Annotated in this window: 18 protein-coding genes and 2 pseudogenes; 11 read left to right on the top strand and 9 right to left on the bottom strand. The window is 64.5% G+C overall.

Annotation, left to right across the window (positions count from 1 at the left end):
* Window positions 1-59 precede the first annotated feature (59 nt).
* The 3 genes from A3A5_RS0118900 to A3A5_RS0118890 all read left to right on the top strand — a co-directional run bounded on the left by A3A5_RS0118900 (window position 60) and on the right by A3A5_RS0118890 (window position 2,979).
* Window positions 60-452, top strand: coding sequence for a 4-oxalocrotonate tautomerase family protein (locus tag A3A5_RS0118900; protein ID WP_018312101.1), 393 nt, complete (start codon window positions 60-62; stop codon window positions 450-452).
* A gap of 203 nt (window positions 453-655) precedes the next feature.
* Window positions 656-2,047, top strand: a complete 1,392-nt coding sequence (locus tag A3A5_RS0118895; RefSeq protein WP_018312100.1) for a GntP family permease — start codon at window positions 656-658, stop codon at window positions 2,045-2,047.
* A 98-nt stretch (window positions 2,048-2,145) separates the two neighbouring features.
* Window positions 2,146-2,979 (top strand): aldo/keto reductase, encoded by an 834-nt coding sequence (locus A3A5_RS0118890; RefSeq protein WP_018312099.1) that lies wholly within the window; start codon window positions 2,146-2,148, stop codon window positions 2,977-2,979.
* Window positions 2,980-3,001: 22 nt separating this feature from the next.
* Here the strand turns inward: A3A5_RS0118890 and A3A5_RS0118885 are convergent, their stop codons facing one another.
* Window positions 3,002-3,424, bottom strand: a complete 423-nt coding sequence (locus tag A3A5_RS0118885; protein WP_018312098.1) for a hypothetical protein — start codon at window positions 3,422-3,424, stop codon at window positions 3,002-3,004.
* A gap of 203 nt (window positions 3,425-3,627) precedes the next feature.
* On the opposite strand from A3A5_RS0118885, the gene A3A5_RS0118880 reads away from it, so the two are divergent.
* Both A3A5_RS0118880 and A3A5_RS0118875 read left to right on the top strand, forming a co-directional pair.
* Window positions 3,628-4,206 (top strand): YSC84-related protein, encoded by a 579-nt coding sequence (locus A3A5_RS0118880; RefSeq protein WP_018312097.1) that lies wholly within the window; start codon window positions 3,628-3,630, stop codon window positions 4,204-4,206.
* 108 nt (window positions 4,207-4,314) lie between these two features.
* Window positions 4,315-5,214 carry a recombination-associated protein RdgC gene (locus A3A5_RS0118875; RefSeq protein WP_018312096.1) on the top strand — a complete coding sequence of 300 codons (900 nt, stop codon included), beginning with the start codon at window positions 4,315-4,317 and terminating at the stop codon, window positions 5,212-5,214.
* A gap of 54 nt (window positions 5,215-5,268) precedes the next feature.
* On the opposite strand, the gene A3A5_RS0118870 is transcribed toward A3A5_RS0118875, so the two are convergent.
* Window positions 5,269-5,712 (bottom strand): thioesterase family protein, encoded by a 444-nt coding sequence (locus A3A5_RS0118870; protein ID WP_018312095.1) that lies wholly within the window; start codon window positions 5,710-5,712, stop codon window positions 5,269-5,271.
* A gap of 283 nt (window positions 5,713-5,995) precedes the next feature.
* Between A3A5_RS0118870 and A3A5_RS0118865 the strand changes: the two genes are divergently transcribed.
* Window positions 5,996-6,988: a tripartite tricarboxylate transporter substrate binding protein gene (locus tag A3A5_RS0118865; protein ID WP_018312094.1), complete on the top strand. Its 993-nt coding sequence runs from the start codon at window positions 5,996-5,998 to the stop codon at window positions 6,986-6,988.
* 3 nt (window positions 6,989-6,991) lie between these two features.
* On the top strand, window positions 6,992-7,168 hold the full coding sequence (locus A3A5_RS41820; protein ID WP_018312093.1) for a TauD/TfdA family dioxygenase: 177 nt from the start codon (window positions 6,992-6,994) through the stop codon (window positions 7,166-7,168).
* Between the two features lie 326 nt (window positions 7,169-7,494).
* On the opposite strand, the gene A3A5_RS0118850 is transcribed toward A3A5_RS41820, so the two are convergent.
* The 5 genes from A3A5_RS0118850 to A3A5_RS0118830 all read right to left on the bottom strand — a co-directional run bounded on the left by A3A5_RS0118850 (window position 7,495) and on the right by A3A5_RS0118830 (window position 12,354).
* Window positions 7,495-7,968, bottom strand: coding sequence for a cupin domain-containing protein (locus tag A3A5_RS0118850; RefSeq protein WP_018312091.1), 474 nt, complete (start codon window positions 7,966-7,968; stop codon window positions 7,495-7,497).
* 310 nt (window positions 7,969-8,278) lie between these two features.
* Window positions 8,279-9,094, bottom strand: a complete 816-nt coding sequence (locus A3A5_RS0118845; RefSeq protein ID WP_018312090.1) for an enoyl-CoA hydratase/isomerase family protein — start codon at window positions 9,092-9,094, stop codon at window positions 8,279-8,281.
* The gene (locus A3A5_RS0118840; protein WP_018312089.1) at window positions 9,091-10,326 is read right to left on the bottom strand and encodes a CaiB/BaiF CoA-transferase family protein; all 1,236 of its coding nucleotides are present in this window, start codon (window positions 10,324-10,326) and stop codon (window positions 9,091-9,093) included. Before A3A5_RS0118840 ends, A3A5_RS0118845 begins: the two co-directional genes overlap by 4 nt.
* A gap of 59 nt (window positions 10,327-10,385) precedes the next feature.
* Window positions 10,386-11,351, bottom strand: a complete 966-nt coding sequence (locus A3A5_RS0118835) for a tripartite tricarboxylate transporter substrate binding protein (protein ID WP_018312088.1) — start codon at window positions 11,349-11,351, stop codon at window positions 10,386-10,388.
* Between the two features lie 64 nt (window positions 11,352-11,415).
* Window positions 11,416-12,354, bottom strand: a complete 939-nt coding sequence (locus A3A5_RS0118830; protein WP_026200907.1) for a LysR family transcriptional regulator — start codon at window positions 12,352-12,354, stop codon at window positions 11,416-11,418.
* Between the two features lie 782 nt (window positions 12,355-13,136).
* Between A3A5_RS0118830 and A3A5_RS0118825 the strand changes: the two genes are divergently transcribed.
* From A3A5_RS0118825 to A3A5_RS0118810, 4 genes and pseudogenes are all read left to right on the top strand, one after another.
* Window positions 13,137-14,180, top strand: coding sequence for an SGNH/GDSL hydrolase family protein (locus A3A5_RS0118825; RefSeq protein WP_018312086.1), 1,044 nt, complete (start codon window positions 13,137-13,139; stop codon window positions 14,178-14,180).
* 830 nt (window positions 14,181-15,010) lie between these two features.
* Window positions 15,011-15,445, top strand: coding sequence for a hypothetical protein (locus tag A3A5_RS44940; protein ID WP_081623942.1), 435 nt, complete (start codon window positions 15,011-15,013; stop codon window positions 15,443-15,445).
* 13 nt (window positions 15,446-15,458) lie between these two features.
* Window positions 15,459-15,875, top strand: coding sequence for a glycine zipper family protein (locus tag A3A5_RS0118815; protein WP_018312084.1), 417 nt, complete (start codon window positions 15,459-15,461; stop codon window positions 15,873-15,875).
* Window positions 15,876-16,251: 376 nt separating this feature from the next.
* A pseudogene (locus tag A3A5_RS0118810) lies at window positions 16,252-16,563 on the top strand (hydroxyquinol 1,2-dioxygenase); the annotation flags it as partial.
* Window positions 16,564-16,852: 289 nt separating this feature from the next.
* On the opposite strand, the gene A3A5_RS0118805 reads toward A3A5_RS0118810, so the two are convergent.
* Complete coding sequence (locus A3A5_RS0118805; protein WP_018312082.1) at window positions 16,853-18,436, bottom strand: isocitrate lyase; 1,584 nt, start codon at window positions 18,434-18,436, stop codon at window positions 16,853-16,855.
* Window positions 18,437-18,735: 299 nt separating this feature from the next.
* Window positions 18,736-18,878, bottom strand: a pseudogene (locus tag A3A5_RS44935) (tyrosine-type recombinase/integrase); the annotation flags it as partial.
* Between the last annotated feature and the right edge of the window lie 121 nt (window positions 18,879-18,999).

The following is an 18,999-nucleotide window of genomic DNA, read 5'->3' as shown; positions in this document are numbered from 1 at the left end:
GATACTACACCACCCCCTACCATGGCATCACCAACCCACGCAAAGCCAAGGAGCCAGCCATGCCCCACATCGTCCTGCACCTGTCCGGCCAACCCGATGCCGCCCTCACCCGCCGCAGCGCCAGGGCGATCGCCGACCTGACCGAGCGCGTGCTCGGCAAGAAGCGCGACGTGATTGCCGTCACGGTCCAGTACATCCCGCACGACAGCTGGATCATCGCCGACGTGCCGCTGTCGGAGCAGGGCCGCAACGCCTTCCACCTGGACCTCAGTGTGACCGATGAAACCAACACCAAGGCGGAGAAAGCGCAGTTCATCGAGGCCGTGTTCGAGACCATGTCGGGGTTGCTGGGCAAGCTGCATCCGGTGTCGTACGTGCACGTGATCGACGCCCGCGCCGCAGCCTATGGCTACGGCGGGCGCACGCAGGAGTATCGCCACCAGCACGGCTGAAACGGCGCACCGCCTTCATGCCGGCCGCTGTCATCCCAGTGCCCCCGCGGCGAGACCAGAGGTTTCGCCGCGGGGCAAGCTGTGGCACAGTCGCCCGCTGATCCCTTCTCCTGGCGCACAGAAAGAGACAAGGCGCCACAAGCGCTGGCCCCCGCGCGGCAACGGACCGCACCTCAGGAGAAGGCAACCCTGAAGGAGATCCGATGTCGTTCCTGATCGTGCTGGCAGCCCTTGCCTTTCTGATGTTCGCCGCGTACCGCGGCTACAGCGTGATCCTGTTCGCGCCCATCGCCGCGCTGGGCGCGGTGCTGCTGACCGACCCGTCCGCGGTCGCGCCGGTGTTCACCGGCATCTTCATGGAGAAGATGGTCGGCTTCGTGAAGCTTTATTTCCCCGTGTTCTTATTAGGCGCGGTGTTCGGCAAGGTGGTTGAACTATCCGGCTTTTCCGAGTCCATCGTCGCCGCGGCGATCCGCTATATCGGGCGCTCGCGCGCCAACGCGGTGATCGTCACGGTGTGCGCGCTGCTGACCTATGGCGGCGTGTCGCTGTTCGTGGTGGTGTTCGCGGTCTATCCGTTCGCGGCCGAGCTGTACCGCCAGAGCAACATCCCCAAGCGGCTGATGCCGGGCGCGATCGCGCTGGGCGCGTTCTCGTTCACCATGGATTCGCTGCCGGGCACGCCGCAGATCCAGAACATCATCCCCACCAACTTCTTCAACACCACGTCCTGGGCCGCACCGGTGCTGGGCGTGGCCGGCTCGCTGTTTATCCTGGTGGTGGGCCTGAGCTACCTGGAATGGCGCCGCCGCGCCGCCGCCGCGCGTGGCGAAGGCTACGGCACCAACCTGCGCAACGAGCCGGAGCGCAGCCAGTCCGGCAAGCTGCCGCACCCGCTGCTGGCGCTGCTGCCACTGGTGGTGGTGGGCGTGGCCAACTTCTGGCTGACTCGGATGATCCCGCTCTGGTATGGCCCTTCCAACAGCGTGGCGCTGCCGGGCCTGCCCAAGCCGGTGGAAACCAAAATCGCCAGCGTGACCGCGATCTGGGCAGTGGAAGGCGCGCTGCTGCTGGGCATCGCCGTGGTGCTGGTGACCGCCTTCGGCGCCCTGCGCGAGCGCTTTGCCGAGGGCACCAAGGCCGCCGTCGGCGGTGCGCTGCTGGCGTCGATGAACACGGCATCGGAATACGGCTTCGGCGGGGTCATCGCCGCCCTGCCCGGCTTCCTGGTGGTCAGCGAAGCGCTGCACGCGATCCCCAACCCGCTGGTCAATGCCGCGGTCTCGGTCAGCACGCTGGCCGGCATCACCGGCTCGGCCTCGGGCGGCATGAGCATAGCGCTGGCGGCGATGTCGCAGACCTTCATCGCGGGCGCGCAGGCCATGCAGATCCCGCTGGAAGTACTGCACCGCGTGGTGTCGATGGCCAGCGGCGGCATGGACACCCTGCCGCACAACGGCGCCGTGATCACGCTGCTGGCGGTGACCGGCCTGACCCACCGCGAGTCCTACCGCGATATCTTCGCCGTCACCTTGATCAAGACCGCCGCGGTGTTCTTTGTCATTACCGTGTATTTTCTGACCGGACTGGTCTAAAGCAATCGCAACCCGCGCGGCTTGTACATTCCAGGTGTTGTTAACTAGTGTGGTTGGGTGCCGCCGGGCACCCGCCCGGCATATCAGGAAGCCAACACATGAAGCAAGTCACCCTGCCCGACGGCGAGCGCGTCCCGGCGCTCGGCATGGGAACGTGGAATATGGGCGAGTCACGCGCCGCGCGCGCCGAAGAAATTGCCACGCTGCGCCTGGGCCTGGACCTTGGCCTGCGGCTGATCGATACCGCCGAGATGTATGGCGAAGGCCAGTCCGAGGAGATGATCGGCGAGGCCATCGCCGGGCGCCGCGACGAGGCCTTCCTTGTCAGCAAGGTCTATCCCTTCAACGCCAGCCGGCGCGGCACCGTGCAGGCCTGCGAGCGCGGCCTGAAGCGGCTGCGCACCGACCGCATCGACCTCTATTTATTGCACTGGCGCGGCGGCGTGCCGCTGGAAGAGACTGTGCAGGCCATGGAGGCGCTGCAGCGCGACGGCAAGATCCGCCGCTGGGGCGTCAGCAACCTTGACCTGTCCGATCTGCAGGAGTTGTGGGACGCGCCGGGCGGCGACCGGCTGGCCACCAACCAGCTGCTGTACAACCTGGGCCGGCGCGGCATCGAATGGGACCTGCTGCCGTGGCTGCGCCAGCGCGGCGTGCCGGTGATGGCCTATTCGCCGATCGAGCAGTCACGCTTGTTGGGCAACCCCGGGCTGAAGCGCTTTGCGCGCGACCACGGCATGACGACGGCACAGGCGGCGCTGGCCTGGCTGCTGGCGCAGGACGGCGTGATCGCCATCCCCAAGACCGGCCGGCGCGAGCGCCTGCAGGAGAACCTGGGCGCGCTGTCGCATGCGCTGTCGGCCGCCCAGCTGGCCGAACTCGACCGCATCTTCCCGCCGCCCGACGGCCCGGGCCCGCTGGAAATGCTCTGACCAGGCTGCCGGGCGCCCTCCCTCAGGGCACGCGGGCCACGTAGCGCTCGCGCTCGACGTAGCGCACCAGGTAGCTGCGCGCCTTCTCGCGGGTGTCGGTGGTCACGCGCGCCGCCGCCTGGCGGGCGCTGCTCTTGCCGTGCGCTGACGACATCTGCCCATCCAGGTAGGTGCGGAAGGAATCATGCATGGCGTCCAGTTCAGGCTCGCACGCGGCCAGCGCCAGGTTGGCCACGTCCTTGGGCTGGCCCTTGGCCGACAGGTTGTCGTTGGCCTTCTTCTGCGCGCAATCCATGTATTTGGCGCGCAACGCCTGCCAGCCGCTGCTATCGACGGCCGACACCGATCCGGCAGCCGCGGCGCCGGCGTCATTGGAAGAACCCGAAGGATGTGAAGCGCACGCAGCCAGGAAGGCCAGCGGCAGGGCGGTCAGGAGTTTTTTCATGGCTGGATGATTCTGTCACGGCGCATTGGCCACCCCATGGGTTGCCATGGGACGTTCCGGGCGCAAGGCTGACTATTCTTGCCGCGAACTGCCCCCCGACACCACCTTCGTCACAAATGGAAACGTCTCTGCGCGCTCCGGTATTTGTCCGGGTGCTTCCGGCGCCTATGCTTTAAAGACGACAACAACACTAAGGAGACGAGATGAAACGTCGAACCTTCCTTTCGGCCAGCGCGGGTCTGGCCTTGGGCAGCCTGGCCATGGGTGCCTGCACCACCACCAAACCCGATGCCTCTACCGACAAGGCCGCGCGCCGGCGCGAACTGGATTCGGGCGTGGACGCCACGCTGTCGCGCCTGTATAGCTCGGTCAACGGCTCGCGCGAACTAGGCAACCGCGCACGCGGCATCCTGGTGTTTCCGAAGACCCTGTCGGCGGGCTTTATCGTCGGCGGCGAGTACGGCGACGGTGCCCTGCGCTCGGGCGGCGCCACGCGCGGCTATTACCGCCTGGTCGCCGGCTCGGTCGGCTGGCAGATCGGTGCGCAGTCCAAGGCCGTGATCCTGATGTTCCTGACGCCAGATGCCTACGAGAAGTTCGTGCGCAGCAGTGGCTGGACCGCGGGTGTCGATGCCACCGTTGCGCTGGCCACCGTTGGCGCAAACGGCGTGCTGGACACCAACACCGGCCAGCAGCCCATCGTCGGCTTCGTCATGACCAATGCCGGGCTGATGGCGGGCCTGAGCTTCGAGGGCAGCAAGATCACCAAGCTCGACCTGTAAGGGCGGGCTTTCCGTTGCCGCCGTGCGGCCGGCGTGCCGCGCGGCGCCCTCCTTTTTCGCGGCCGCGCGCCGCGAGAGGATAGAATTCGTCCCTTTGGCCGAATTCCCATGTGGTTCAAGAATCTGCAGGTCCATCGTTTCTCCGCCCCGTGGTCGCTGAGCGCCGACGAGGTCGAAGCCAGCCTGGCGAAGCACGCCTTCTTCCCCGGTACCAGCCTCGAAATGCAGACGCAGGGCTGGGCCTCGCCGCGTGACAACGGCCAGCTGGTCCATACCGTCGGCCGCCAGATGCTGCTGACGCTGCGCACCGAAAAGAAGTTGCTGCCCACCACCGTGGTCAACCAGGTCACGCGCGCACGCGCCGCCGAGATCGAAGAGCAGCAAGGCTACAAGCCGGGCCGCAAGCAAATGAAGGAACTGAAGGAGCAGGTCACCGAAGAACTGCTGCCGCGCGCCTTCAGCATCCGCCGCGACACGCGTGTGTGGATCGACCCGGACAACGGCTGGCTTGCCATCGACGCTGCCGCCGCGGCCAAGGCCGATGAAGTGCGCGGCATGCTGTTCAAGGCGCTGGATCCGCTGCCGCTGATCAACCTGCACGTCAACCAGTCGCCGGTGGCGGCCATGACCGAATGGCTGGCCGGCGATGCCGCACCGGGCGGTTTCACCGTCGACCAGGAAATCGAGCTGCAGTCCGGCGCCGAAAGCAAGGCCACCGTGCGCTATGTGCGCCACCCGCTGGACCCGGAAGACCTGCGCCGCCATATCGCCGCCGGCAAGCGCTGCACACGCCTGGCGATGACGTGGAACGACCGGGTGTCGTTCGTGCTGACCGACGGGCTGGTGGTCAAGAAGGTGGCGCCGCTGGACGTGCTCAAGGAACAGGCCGACGGCACGGCGCACGATGAAGACGAGCGCTTCGACGCCGATTTCACCATGATGGCGGGCGAACTCTCCGGCATGCTCAGCGACCTCACCGAGGCGCTCGGCGGCGAGCGCAAGGCATAAGCCGAATCTCCTGCAGGAACGTGGCGCTGTCGAAAGACAGCGCCACGCAAGCGGTTACTCCACCCAGTTCACCTTCGGAAACCGCCCGGCGAATCCCTCCGGCATCGCCACCACTTTCTTCCCCACGTAGTCGAAGAAGACAAAGCCCGACTTGGCCATCGCAATCAGCGCGCCATCGGCCGGCCTCGTGATGCGGAAGATGATGTCGCCGCCGTACTTGTTGAAGTCCATCACCCCCACCTCAAACTGCAGCTGGTCGCGCGCATGCGCCTCGTTGCGGTACATCGTGGCCAGGTCGGTCACGATGATGCCCACCCCTTCCTGCCGCACATCCTCGCTGCCGAATTCATACAGGAACCGCGCCCGCGCCTCGGAGATCATCGAGATCATCGAATCGTTGGCAAGGTGGTTGGCCGAGTTGATGTCGGTCACGCGCACGGTCAGGTGCGTGGCGTAGCAGAACTGGGCGGCAGGCAGGTCGAGTTTGAGGCGGGCCATGATGGAACTAGCAAGAAATGGATCGGGCGCCGCACGGGATCAGACAGGCAAAACGCAAGGCCGGCGGCAAGGCGCCCCATCATAAGGGACGCGCCCGTTCGGATTGCGGCACTGCGGCATAGAATGCCGCGCCCCTCATCCGGGTAAGTACCTCCCAGCGTTTTCGTCCATCCCGCCGATGCCACGGCCTGGCGCAGCCTCGTACCCTGCATGCCGCGGACCCCTGGTGCATTGACGCCCGGTGCCGCGCACCGACACGACATCAACACCTGGAGGAAACACGATGCAAGCCGACCGCCGCAAAGCCCTGCACTGGCTGGGAGCAGGTTCCCTCGCCGCCACCGCCGCTACCCTCGGGCCTGGCCGGGCCTGGGCCCAGCAGGCTTACCCGTCGCGGCCCGTGCGGCTGGTCGTGCCCTACCCGCCCGGCGGTGCCACCGACGTGCTGGCGCGCGCGCTGGGCGACCCGCTCAGCAAGCTGTGGCAGCGCCCGGTGATCGTGGAGAACCGCCCCGGCGTGGGCGGCATGATCGGCGCCGACGTAGTCGCCAAGGCGCCGGCGGATGGCTATACGCTGCTGCTGGGCCTGCCCAGCCTGGTGCAGACGCCCTATATGGTGGCCAAGCCGCCGTTCGATCCCCTGCGCGACCTGACTGCCATCGCTCAGCTATGCACCAGCAGCCTGGTACTGGTTGCCAACAGCGCCATGCCGCGCACGCTGCCGCAGATGGTCAGCCTGGCCAAGTCCCAGCCCGACAAGTACGCCTATGGCACCTACGGCATCGGCACCGGCGCCCATCTCTACATGCAGGTCTTCCTCAAGGGCGCGGGCGCCCAGCTGGTCCATGTCCCGTACAAGGGCGAAGCCCCCATTGCCACCGACCTGATCGGCGGCCAGATCTCATTGGGCACGCTGTCGCCGATGACCGTGCGCCAGCATGCGCGCACCGGCAAGCTCCAGCCGCTGGCGGTCACCGGCAATACCCGCGCGCCGATGCTGCCGGACGTGCCGACCTTCCAGGAACTCGGCTACAAGGGGCTGGACGGCCCGGCCTGGCTGGGCCTGTTCACCACGGCCGGCACGCCGCAGGCCATCGTCGACAAGATCTCGGCCGATGTGGAAACGGTGATGGCGGCGCCGGATATCCGCCAGCGCCTGGCCGAGCTGGGCCTGATCGTCAAGACGACCCAGCCGGCGGCGTTCGCGGCGGCGACCAAAGCGGATCAGGCGTACTGGGGCAACGTCATCAAGGAGAACAATATCCGGCTGGACTGAGGCATGGCGCCGCCGGCATCGGCTCAGATGCCGGCCTCTGCGGACCAGCTGTGCGACCAGACCACCTACAGCTGGCCCTGGCGCGATGGCGACGTGATGGTGCTGGACAACCTGCAGGTCTGGCACGGCCGCAACCCGTACCAGGGCACGCGCGACGTGCAGGTGGCGCTGCTGGACTAAAGCGCCGCGGGCCGCGCCGGGACAATTCCACTTCCTTGGTGTTCGTCTCGCTGTCGCTGCTGCTGGCCTGCCGCGACTTCCGGGGCGCTGTGCTCGGTGAAGGTGGCATTGCGCTGGCAAGCGCAGGTACGCCCTGCAAGGGCAAAGCGCAGCAATGACACGGCTATTGCGCGCATTTGCAACGACGCGATGTGCACACATGCCATGGCAGGCACCGGCCAATTTCAGTGATTCAGTGGACTAGGGCCGTTGCAGCCCGTCGAGCTTGCTTGGCGTCCGGCCAGCTTGCACCGATTTAAGACGTCCATAGCCCCTGCACAGAGGCATTACTTCTTCTTCCTGGGATCATCAGCCGGGTTGACGAAGTTGAAAGCCCAGGGCCCCGCCACATTGATCTGGATAACGGTTTCCTCCTTAGTCCAGCCAAAGTGGTGCATCTTGGGTGGCATGACAATCAGGCTGCCGGTACCGAGCGGCGAGGTCTTTTCCGGGTCGAGCTTGTCGCCCATGCCATAGTTGAACGTCCCGGAAAGCACGGTCACCCGCTCCACGCCTGGGTGCCAGTGCGCCGCCACCTTGGCATCCGCGGGCAGCTTGATCCGGGCCGTGATCGGCCCCTTCTTGTCCATCTGCCCCTCGAGAACGGCGAGTTTGGCACCCGGTATCAGTGGCAGGTCCGCCCATTTGACCTCGTCGGCGGTGACCATGATCATGCTGCCCGCGGGGGCAGCCAATGCCGCAGACATCGTCAGGCAGACGCCGAAGGCCAGTGTGGCAATCGGGGGAAGCTTGTTTTTCATTGCGCGCTCCTTTCTGCGACGGCAACCAGACAGCCGCAGCGGCGACGGTACAGACCGCATTGATGCCATCTGGCACCCGATTCCGCCGACAGCCGCGCTGGAGACATTCACTGCATGGCACAGATTCAGGCATGCAGGCTCGGGCGTCCTCATCGCCCAAAGCAACAATGCAATGCATATCTCGGGCCAACCGTGGTGGGAGGCTGACGGGCGGGCGCGCGACGTTGGCCCGGTGTGCTTGTAGCAAGGTAAATCGGCCAGATCGTTTCAATTGTGAAACACCGGCGGGCCGCGTACGAGGCCCTGATATTCAACTGCCCTTCCATGCCGGCGATCGCCGGTTCACAAATGCATCCACCCCTTCGCGAAAGTCACTGCTGCCATAGCACAAGCGCACCAGGTCATCTGTCTCTGCCACCGACTGCACCGTCTGACGCCGCAACGCCTCCTTGACCACCGACTGCGTGACAGGCGCCAGCGCACCAAGCCGATCGCATAGCGAAGCAACCTCGGCCTCAAGCGCCTCGGCGGCATAAACCCCCTCAAGAAACCCGCACGCCAGCGCAGCCTCGGCGTCGAGGATCTGCGCCAGCAGCAACATGCGGCGCACCGGCTGCAGCCCCCAGGCAGCACGCAGCCTGGCAAGATTCAACGCCGACAGCGTGTTGCCCAGCGTGCGCGCAATCGGCACGCCGAAGCGGGCCTTGCGGGTCGCGACACGGAAGTCGCAGGCAGTAGCGATAGCCAGGCCGCCACCCACTGCCCAGCCTTCGATAACCGCTACCGTTGGCACCGGCAGTTGCTCGACAAGGCGGATGCCTTCGTCGATACGCGCTTCGTAGGCAACCCCGTCGTCGCCGCTGGAGAACTGCTGGAACTGCGCGATGTCGGTACCGGCAACAAAGGCCTCACCGCCCGCGCCGCGCAGCACCACCACACGCGCACCCGCATTGCCTTGCGCTGCAAGCGCGCGGCAATGCGTGGCGAGTTGATCATACATGGCCCACGTCATCGCATTGCGCGCGGCTGGACGGTCGAAAGTCAGCGTCGCGATCTGGCCCTGCATCGTGAGCGTGACCTGTCCGTCGGTGCCGGGACCGCCCTGCGGCGGCAGCGCGGCCTTCATGCTCCGAATGCGCCGGCTACAGCCAGCGACTGTTGTTCGTCCTTCGAGATACCCAGCTCGGCCAGGACCTCTTCCGTGTGCTGGCCGAGCAGCGGCGGCGGGCACCGTACCTGCTGGGGCGTGCCGCCCATCTTCACCGCGAAGCCGATATTGGGCACCTTGCCCTCGATCGGATGATCGATCTCGATGCGCATCTGACGGTGCCGGCCGTGCTCGCTGTCGAAGGCCTGCGGGTAGGTCAGGATCGGCCCGGCCGGGATGCCAACCTCGAGCAGGCGTTCAATCCAGTAGTCGCTGCTCTCTTTGACGAAGCTCTGCTCCAGCATCGCGATCAGTTGCTGCCGGTTGGCCAGGCGCAGCGCCACGGTGGCAAAGCGCTCATCCGCCAGCAGGTCGGGCCGGTCGAGCGTGCTGCACAGCAGTTGCCACAGCTTCTGGTTGGTGGCCCCCATGACGAAGTGGCCATCGGCGGACTTTATCGCCTGGTAAGGCGCACTCATGCGGTTGGCCGTGCCCAGCGGCTCGGGCTCACGGCCCGTGCCCCAGTATTCGCAGGTATCCCACACCGAGAACGCCAGCGCGGAATCGAACAGCGACGCATCGACATACTGCCCCTTGCCCGTCTCCCTGGCGCCGATGTAGGCAGACAGCATGCCGTAGGTCGCGAACAGCGCGCAGCCGATATCGGCCACCGGCACGCCCGCCTTCACCGGCGCGCCGCCCGGGTAGCCGGTGACGCTCATCACGCCCGACATCGCCTGCGCCATCAGGTCAAAGCCCGGCCGCCCCGCCCACGGGCCACTCTGGCCAAAGCCCGAGATGCTGCAGTAGACCAGCTTCGGATTGATTTTGGCGAGGGTCTCGTAGTCGATCCCCAGCCGCTTCATCACGCCGGGGCGGTAGTTCTCCACCAGGATATCGGCCGTTTCCGCCAGGCGATAAAGCACCGCCCGGCCAGACTCGGTCTTGAGATCCAGCGTGACGCTGCGCTTGTTGCGGTTCATGTTAAGAAAGCCCATGCTGTCCGGGCCCTTCATCTTGAACCCCATGGCGCCGCGCGTCTGGTCGCCGCCTTCGGGCGGTTCGATCTTGATCACGTCGGCGCCGAGGTCGGCCAGCAACATGCAGGCGTAAGGGCCGGCCATGACCTGGCTGACGTCGAGCACGCGCACGCCGGCCAGCGGCAGGCTGGATGCGGACGCTTGTTCGTGGGAATCGCTGAAATCTGTCATCGGCTGCTTCCTGGGAAATTCGATAAGGCGGCGTACTTGAGTGCGGCGGCGCTCGGCCATCAGGCTTCCGCCTTCACGCCGGCATCTTTCACGACCTTGGCCCACTTGCTGGACTCAGAGGCGATGAAGGCGCCGAACTGCTGGCTCGAGCCACCGGAGTCCTCGGCGCCGAAGCTCCTGAGCCGTTCGGCGACGTCGGGCATGGCCAGCACGCGGTTGACGTCCTCGTTCATGCGCTGCACCAGCGCCGGCGGCATGCCCTTCGGACCCACCAGGCCGTACCACGATGCTGCGTCCAGCCCGGGGAAGCCGGACTCCGCCAGCGTCGGCACATTGGGATGGCTGGCCGCGCGCTTCAGGCGGGTCTGCGCGATCGCGATCACCTTGCCCTGCTGGATAAACGGGGTGGCCGCGGTCATGGTGTCGAACGCGTAGTCGATCTGCCCGCCCATCAGGTCCGCCACCAGCGGGCCCGAGCCCTTGTAAGGCACGTGCACCACGTCGATCTTCGCCTGCATCCGGAACAGCTCCAGCGCCAGATGCTGCGCCGAGCCGATTCCCGACGAACCGAAGGAAATCCTTCCCGGCTTCTGCCGGCACAGCGCCACGATGTCCGAAACGGTACGCACCTTCTGTTCCGGACGGCAGGTCAGCATATTGGGCGTGACGCCCACCATCGAAATCGGCGTGAAGTCGGTGCGCGGGTCGTACTTGACATCGAGCAGCGCCGGGGCGATCGCATGGCTGTTGACATGGGCCATCAGCAGCGTGGTGCCATCAGGCGGCTGCTTGGCCACATAAGCTGCAGCGATGGCGCCGGTGGCACCGGGCTTGTTCTCCACCAGCACGCTGGTGTTCCACATGCCCCCCAGCTTCTGCCCGATCACGCGCGCCAGCACGTCCGTGCCTCCACCCGGGGCGAAGCCCACCACAATGCGCACCGGGCCGGCGATGTCGGCGGCGCGCGCGAGGCTGGGTATCGCCAGCCCGGCCGCTGCCACCAGAATGAATTGTCTGCGCTGCATTGCGTGTCTCCATCCTGGGTAGTTATGGAGCCATCATCCGCAATGCATCCGCCGCGGGCTATCGCTATTTGGGGGATTCTGGTTTCGCGTTTTGCGCAAGCACCGCCAGCACGCTGAGCGCTGCCGAGGAAAGCGCCCCATGGGGCCGATGGCACAGCACAAACTGCCGCTGCGCCCAGGCCGCGGCGATGGGCAGCCGCACGAACCGGCTACCGCCCGCCACCTCACGCGCAATCGCCTCCGGCATCACCCCGCCGCCCAGGTTCTGCGCCACCAGCGCAGCCATGCTGTCGAAACCGCCCACGCGCATGCGCATGCGCAGCACGCGGCCGGCCTCCTCCGCCAGCCGCTCCAGCACGATCGAGATCGCCGAGCTCTCGCTGAGCACGATCAGGTCGCAGTCCAGCACGTCTTCCGGCGTAACCTTGCGGCGCCGCGCCAACGCATGGCCGCGCGCCACCACCAGCACCAGTTCATCATTTCGATAGGGCTCGGTCGGCAGGTCGATCACACCCAGGCTGCCGTCGTAAATGCCGATGTCTACGGTGCCGCGGCGCAGCGACTGCTGGACTTCCGCGCTGTTCATTTCCTGCAGGTCGATGCGCACGCCGGGGCAGGCGGTGGCGCTGCGTTGGATGTCGAAGGGGAGGAACTGGATGACTGCGGACTTGGGCGCCGCCACACGCACGACGCCCAGGTCGCCGCCGACAAAGGAGGCGGCGTCGTCCTGCATGCGCTGGACGGTGTGGGTGATGCCGCGGGCGTGGGCCAACAGTGCGCGGCCGGCCTCGGTCAGGGCCATGCCGTGGGGGAGGCGTTCGAACAGGGAGACGCCTAGTTGGGCTTCCAGTTCGAGCACGCGTCTTGACGCGGCAGCGGGGGCCAGATGGAGACGCTCCGCCCCGCGGGTAATGCTGCCGGCGTCGGCCACGGCGATGAAAAGCTGGACGGTGGTGAGATCAAAGTGCAGGCGGGTGGAGCGCAAGGGGGGTGCGGACGTCACGATGGTCGGCGCTTATGCAGGCGTCGTCTCAGGGGGCGAGCTACGGATTGAGGGGAGAGGAAACCGTTACGAGCGCCTTGGAATGCGGTACCGTGCGCCATCCGATTCTCCACTGATCAAGCGGCGTCAGCAACTGCGGATTTCCCGCGCAACCCTCAGGATGTCCGGCGTGACTGGCAGACAAGATGACGCGTCGACGGCGAATCCGGCATCCCGAATTTTCATGTGGCCGACACGCGCGGCACGCTGGCCCCAGCCGGGACCGATGACGATGGCGCCACGGCAGACTGGGAGAACGAGACTCACCCGACTGCGGCCCGGAGGATGACGTCATCGGCAAGTCGGTCGGTGAATTCATCGGCCAGGGCAATCCAATCATTCTCGGGGATGCCATAAACCTGCAGCGCTGGAAACAACCATGGCCCAAGGCCCCGCCTGGCACCGCTGTCGCGCGGCGCTCCGCCTGAACACAGCGTTTAGCAGTCGCCGGGCAAGCACCTGTAGCTCGCAATGCCCAGGCTGCCGCCCGCTTCTATTCCACTTGCCTTTCTCATGAAACCCAATAGCTTTGTACTAAACAGAGATCGATTGCCCACTGGTGACAAGGCAACTGTCAGGGCTGCGGTGCCGGCCCCGGGAAGTCGAGCAAGCGCGCATAACGACTTTGCTGACTGACAGCGAAGCGGCGGTTTCTTTGTCTGTTACGTCATACAAGCGCGTTTCACTCCATTGGCTTCTTGATGGGCGCAAACGACTGGGGCACTTACCATTGGACGGTTCCTATGAAAGCACGCCATCAATCCCTTTTCGATCTCGTCCGCTCTGGGCTTCTATGTGTCACTGTGGCACTGTTGGCCGCCTGCGGCGGGGGTGACCACGGCAAACCCGCAACCAATCCGCCTCTCCAATTCCAGGTGGTGTCGTTTGGCGACAGCATTTCTGATGTAGGAACCTATGCGCCAGTTGCGCAACTGGTCGGCGGCGGGCGCTTCACCACCAACCCTGGACAGGTGTGGACCCAGGATGTTGCGAACTTCTTCGGCGGGACGCTGACCGCGGCGCAAACCGGTGGCTATGGGGCGCCGGTGCAGAATCACCCTGACGGCTTGGGTTACGCCCAAGGAGGCGCCCGTGTAACGGATCCTAACGGCATCAATTTCAAGGCAAATGGACTCGGCGCGTTGACGGTGCCGATTGCAACGCAGCTACAAAACCACCTTGCGGCGCACGGTAACTTCAATGAAGGGCAGATGGTCCTTGTCCAGGGAGGCGGGAGCGATATCCTGATCCACGCCGGCGCAGTGGTGGCGGGAAGTGAGACTGAGGCTGACGCGAATCAGGCCGTGACGCTTGCCGCGCAGCAATTGGCGGCGATCATCGGAAAGATCCTCCAATCCGGTGCCAAGCATATCGTTGTCTCAAACATTGGCAATATCGGCGTCTCACCGTTGGGGGTCGGCGACAACCACCTCGGGGCGCTTCTCACCGGGATGACGTTAACCTTCAATTCAGCATTGACGAACGCGCTCCAGGCTGCAGGCATCCAGAACCAGGTCATCAACATTGATCAGTTCGGCTTCATCAACGACGTCCTTGCCCATTTCAAGGAGAAGGGATTCCAGGTCAGCAATACCGGGACCGGCTGCAACCTGCAGCTTCTGTCCAAGGAGATCGAGGTGAGTTCCCTGTTTTGCTCGCCGAAGACCTACACAGTGCCGGACGCTGATCAGACCTACATGTTTGCTGATGAGGTCCATCCGACCACGCATCTTCACGCGCTGTTTGCGACCCTGGTGGAACAGGCCGTGCAGGCGGCGAGCAAGTAGGAGAGCGAAGGGGAGGCAAATCGATCGTTCCAAATGCTTTAGTTGCGCGTGACATCTCGCACCGGCTCATGGGTGCGGACCTGCGGTCACAGGGTTGCCCGAATAATCGAATCGCGAAGGCTCAAAGCGTCACCGGTTCATCAAAAGCCCGGTGCCAACTATGGATCTCCACACGATCCGGAGACCCCGGATCCAGAACGGATCGGATTGAAGCAGACCTTCGACTTCGGCGCGACTAGACGCCCGCACGATCCAAAGCCCTCCGACCGCTCCGGCGTCCGGAGCTTCGCGCAAGGAGCCCGCAATCGGGATCGTGCCTCGATGCTTGGCTTATGGCAGGCGTCTTAACGGCAGGGTGAAACGCAAATTGAGGCTCAATGGCGTGCGTGTCCTATGCGGCACCCTGACTGCCTGTTTTCCCGCTCTATCAGGCTCCTCGCGGTACCCCGCGCAGCGAAAGCAAACTCCATTCGCGCAGTATCGAAGTGCGCGCACTCTGCCTTAAGCCACGTCGAGAAAATGGTCACGCGCCGATCGTCACTGCCTGCCCGAAATAACCTGGCCACTACGCAGTTCTGCTTTCCTTGCTCTCGGGCCTCGTTCCGCCACGTGCGCACTATCCTGAAATGTAGGGAAAGCTTGATAGGCAGGCGGGTCAGATTGATGGAATAAATCAGACCTGTCAGCTGTTTACAAAGATGACAGCAGCGCGGAGTGCCAAGCGGAGATCCCGCACGGTGTATCAAAACAAGCTCAACGATACAGGGGGGACGGTCCGGCACGGGTCCCGAGTGACCCGGACGTAATGCAGCAAGGCTGGGGGACACATCATGAACGGGCGCAGGCTTTGCAAGATCGCCCTGGCATTAGTGGCAGGGGCGGCGCTGGCCGCCGGCGGTCCAACGCTGGCTGCCGGTCGTGGTGGCGGTCGTGGTGGCGGCGGTGGCATGCACGGCGGCAGCTTTCACGGTCAGGGGGGCTTCCACCATGACGGTTTTCATCATCACGGCTACGGGCACGCGGCATTCGTCGTAGGCGCCGGCTGGCCGGGCTGGTGGGGATATCCATACGGTGGCCGGCCATACCCTAATTCCTACCCCGTTTACTACGCGCCCGTGGCGCAATACGTCGAGCAAGGCGATGGGTCGGACATTGCGTCGGCGAACGCGTGGTGGTACCGCTGCGACGACCCCAGTGGCTACTACCCGTACGTCAAGAACTGCCCGGGCGGCTGGCTAATGGTGCCCGCCCAGCCGTCGCCGTAATGCCGGAGTACTGATGAAGCCGCGTTCCGTTCCCCTCCTGATGGCGGCCGCGCTCGTTGTGGGTGCGTGTACGGCGATGCCGTCGGGCCCCAGCGTGATGGTGCTGCCCGGCAGCAACAAAACGTTTGACCAGTTTCTCGGTGACGACCGCAACTGCCGCCAGTTCGCGCTGGGCCAGGCCGGCGGGGTGAATTCGCCTCAAGCCTCAAGCACGGAGGCAGTGAGCAGTTCGGAGGTCGGTGCCAGCCATTCAAGCGACCCGGGATACGGTGCACAGTACCGATACGACGCTTCCTACATTCAGTGCATGTACGCCAGCGGACACCGGGTCCCAGTCTACGGCCAGATGCTTGCGGCGCCGCCCGCGACACCTCCTGCCGACTACAAGCCCGACTTCCCGCCGCCGGTACCGCAAGGGTATGCCCCCTGAGCATTCTGGCGATTCTTCTGCTTGCGCCGAGCCAACGCATGGCCGCGCGCCACCAGCAGCAGCCGGTCAGTCCGATGAGGCTCGGTCCGCACTTCAATCACGCCAAGCCTTTACCCTGACGGGATAGCCGGCATAACTGGCGAACCAGACTGCGGTGCGCAGGGTGGCCCATCTCCCGAACGCGTGCCGGGAAGGGGTCTTTGTACAGTTCTGTATCACGCCGCACCAACGATACGCGCGCCAACAAATCCGGCCGGCACCGTCTACAGGCGCGATACATCGGTCTCCTTTAATGCTTTCCACGGGCCCGCAGCGAGCTGCAACGAAGCAGTCTCCACCGGACCCATACCCTGTCAAACGTTAAAGGAAATCGATCATGACCACCCACATCGCCAAGCGCTTTGCCCTCGCCATCGCCCTGGTTGCCGCTGCAGCCGGCGCACAAGCCGCCAGCCTTTCGTACGCTGGCGCACGCGACCCGTTCACCGATGGTGCCCGCTCCGTCAGCGATGCACGTGACCCGTACACCGAGGGTGCGCGCTCGGTGCAGGAACCGCGCAGCCCATTTGTCGACGGGGCACGCAACGTTGATCCGTTCCTGGACGGCGCCCGCTCGCTGGCCGGCCTGGACCGCACGGGTGTCTCGGCGGACCCGGCTCGCAGCGTTGATCCGTACTACGACGGCGCCCGCTCCCTGGCCGGGCGGGACCAGACGTGGCCCTCGAACGATCCCGCGCGCACTGTCGATCCCTATCTTGACGGCGCTCTGGCGTGACGCAGTGCTCAGCTCAGAAGCGCTGCGCGGGCCTGCCTGAACCCGATGGGATGGCCCGCGCCGCGTTGATCAGCGGTTGATGATGACCTGCCGTAGCGCATGCAATCGGCGCAACGCTGCAGCCCGCCGCTTTCCGCTATTTCCAGGACAAAAAAAACGCCAACCTGTAAGGGTTGGCGTTCTGCTTGGGGTATGACTGTTATCAGAACTGGTTCATGGTGTTGTCTTTACCCGCCGCCTTCAGGGCCGCTTCGCCGCTGAAATACTCCTTGTGGTCGTCGCCGATGTCCGAGCCGGACATGTTCTGGTGCTTGACGCAGGCGATGCCCTGACGGATTTCCTTACGCTGCACGCCAGCCACATAGCCCAGCATGCCCTGGTCGCCGAAGTATTCCTTGGCCAGGTTGTCAGTCGACAGTGCGGCGGTGTGGTAGGTCGGAAGCGTAATCAGGTGGTGGAAGATACCTGCTTCGCGCGCCGCATCAGCCTGGAAGGTGCGGATCTTTTCGTCGGCGGCGGCCGCCAGTTCGGTCTGATCGTATTCCACGCTCATCAGTTGGGCGCGATCGTATGCCGACACATCCTTGCCCGCGGCCTTCATCGCGTCATACACCTGCTGGCGGAAGTTCAGGGTCCAGTTGAACGACGGGCTGTTGTTGTACACCAGCTTGGCGTTCGGGATGACCTTGCGAATCTCGTTGACCATGCCGGCGATCTGGGCGATATGCGGCTTTTCGGTTTCGATCCACAGCAGGTCAGCGCCGTTTTGCAGCGAGGTGATGCAATCCAGCACGCAGCGCGCTTCGCCCGTGCCGGCGCGGAACTGGAACAGGTTGCTAGGCAGGCGCTTGGGACGCAGCAGCTTGCCTTCGCGCTTGATGACAACATCACCATTGCCCAGTGCGTCAGCCGAAATCTCGTCGCAATCGAGGAAGGAGTTGTATTGGTCGCCCAGGTCGCCCGGCGTGTGGGTCACGGCGATCTGCTTGGTCAGGCCGGCGCCCAGCGAGTCGGTACGGCACACGATGACGCCGTCGTCCACGCCCAGTTCCAGGAAGGCGTAGCGGATGGCGCGGACCTTGGCCAGGAAGTCCTCGTGCGGCACGGTGACCTTGCCATCCTGGTGGCCGCACTGCTTCTCGTCGGACACCTGGTTTTCGATCTGGATGCAGCAGGCGCCCGCTTCGATGAACTGCTTGGCCAGCAAGTAGGTTGCTTCAGCGTTGCCGAAGCCCGCGTCGATGTCGGCGATGATAGGCACGACGTGGGTGACGTGGTTGTCGATCTTTGCCTGGATGGCGGCCTTGGCGGCAGCGTCCTTGGCGGCGTCCAGCTCGCGGAACAGGCCGCCCAGTTCACGGGCGTCGGCCTGGCGCAGGAAGGTGTACAGCTCGCGGATCAGCGCGCTGACCGAGGTCTTTTCGTGCATCGACTGGTCGGGCAGCGGGCCGAACTCAGAGCGCAGCGCCGCAACCATCCAGCCCGACAGGTACAGGTAGCGGCGGTCGGTGCTGTTGAAGTGCTTCTTGATGGAGATCATCTTCTGCTGACCGATGAAGCCGTGCCAGCAGCCCAGCGACTGGGTGTACTTGGACGGGTCGGCATCATAGGCAGCCATGTCGGCGCGCATGATCTTCGCGGTGTACTTGGCGATGTCCAGGCCCGTCTTGAACTTGTTCTGGGCACGCATGCGCGCGGCGTACTCGGGATTGATGGCGTCCCACGCGCTGCCTTGCTTCTCTTTCAAACCAGCAACTGCCTTGATGTCGTCTTGATATTGGGCCATGTGTATCTCCTAAGGGCCAAGCGCGTTTGAATGAATGGTTGAGCGTGCCGCTACGTGTGTCGAAGCGAACTGCATGGACTAAATAGTACGCCGTTTGATGCGTTGCAGCGACAGTCTTATATAAGACATAAGACTTAATTTACCCTTATTTTTCAATGGGATAGGTTGCGATTTTTGCGATGTGAAACATGGTTTCGGGTCGCGAAAACACGCCACCAAGGAAGTTCGAGGCGGATTCCGCAATGTGAAAAGCGGTTTCGATGGTCGGAGGCAGGTCTCGTGGATGGCGTGAGCAAGGGCGGGCTGATCACCTCGCGCAGCAGATCGGAGGCTACATGGGCGTAGAGCGTGTCGTCTGGAGCTTCTTGTGTCCGAGCAACACCTGAATCAAGTGGACATAGCGACTCTGCTCAAGCAGGTGGGTCGCGAAAGATCGGCTCAACGCTCGCTAAGGAACGAGTGAGAAATAACTTCCCGAAGTGGACCTGGCGTGCGCAAAGCGACGCGGGTAAGATGTGATGCCTCTGGAGGACAAACGATGCAGGCTGGTTACCGGGCTGAGG

The organism is Cupriavidus sp. UYPR2.512 (genome assembly GCF_000379565.1).
GTDB lineage: Bacteria > Pseudomonadota > Gammaproteobacteria > Burkholderiales > Burkholderiaceae > Cupriavidus.
The sequence above is the reverse complement of the archived record's forward strand: the minus strand, read 5'-3'. Positions and strand labels throughout refer to the sequence as shown.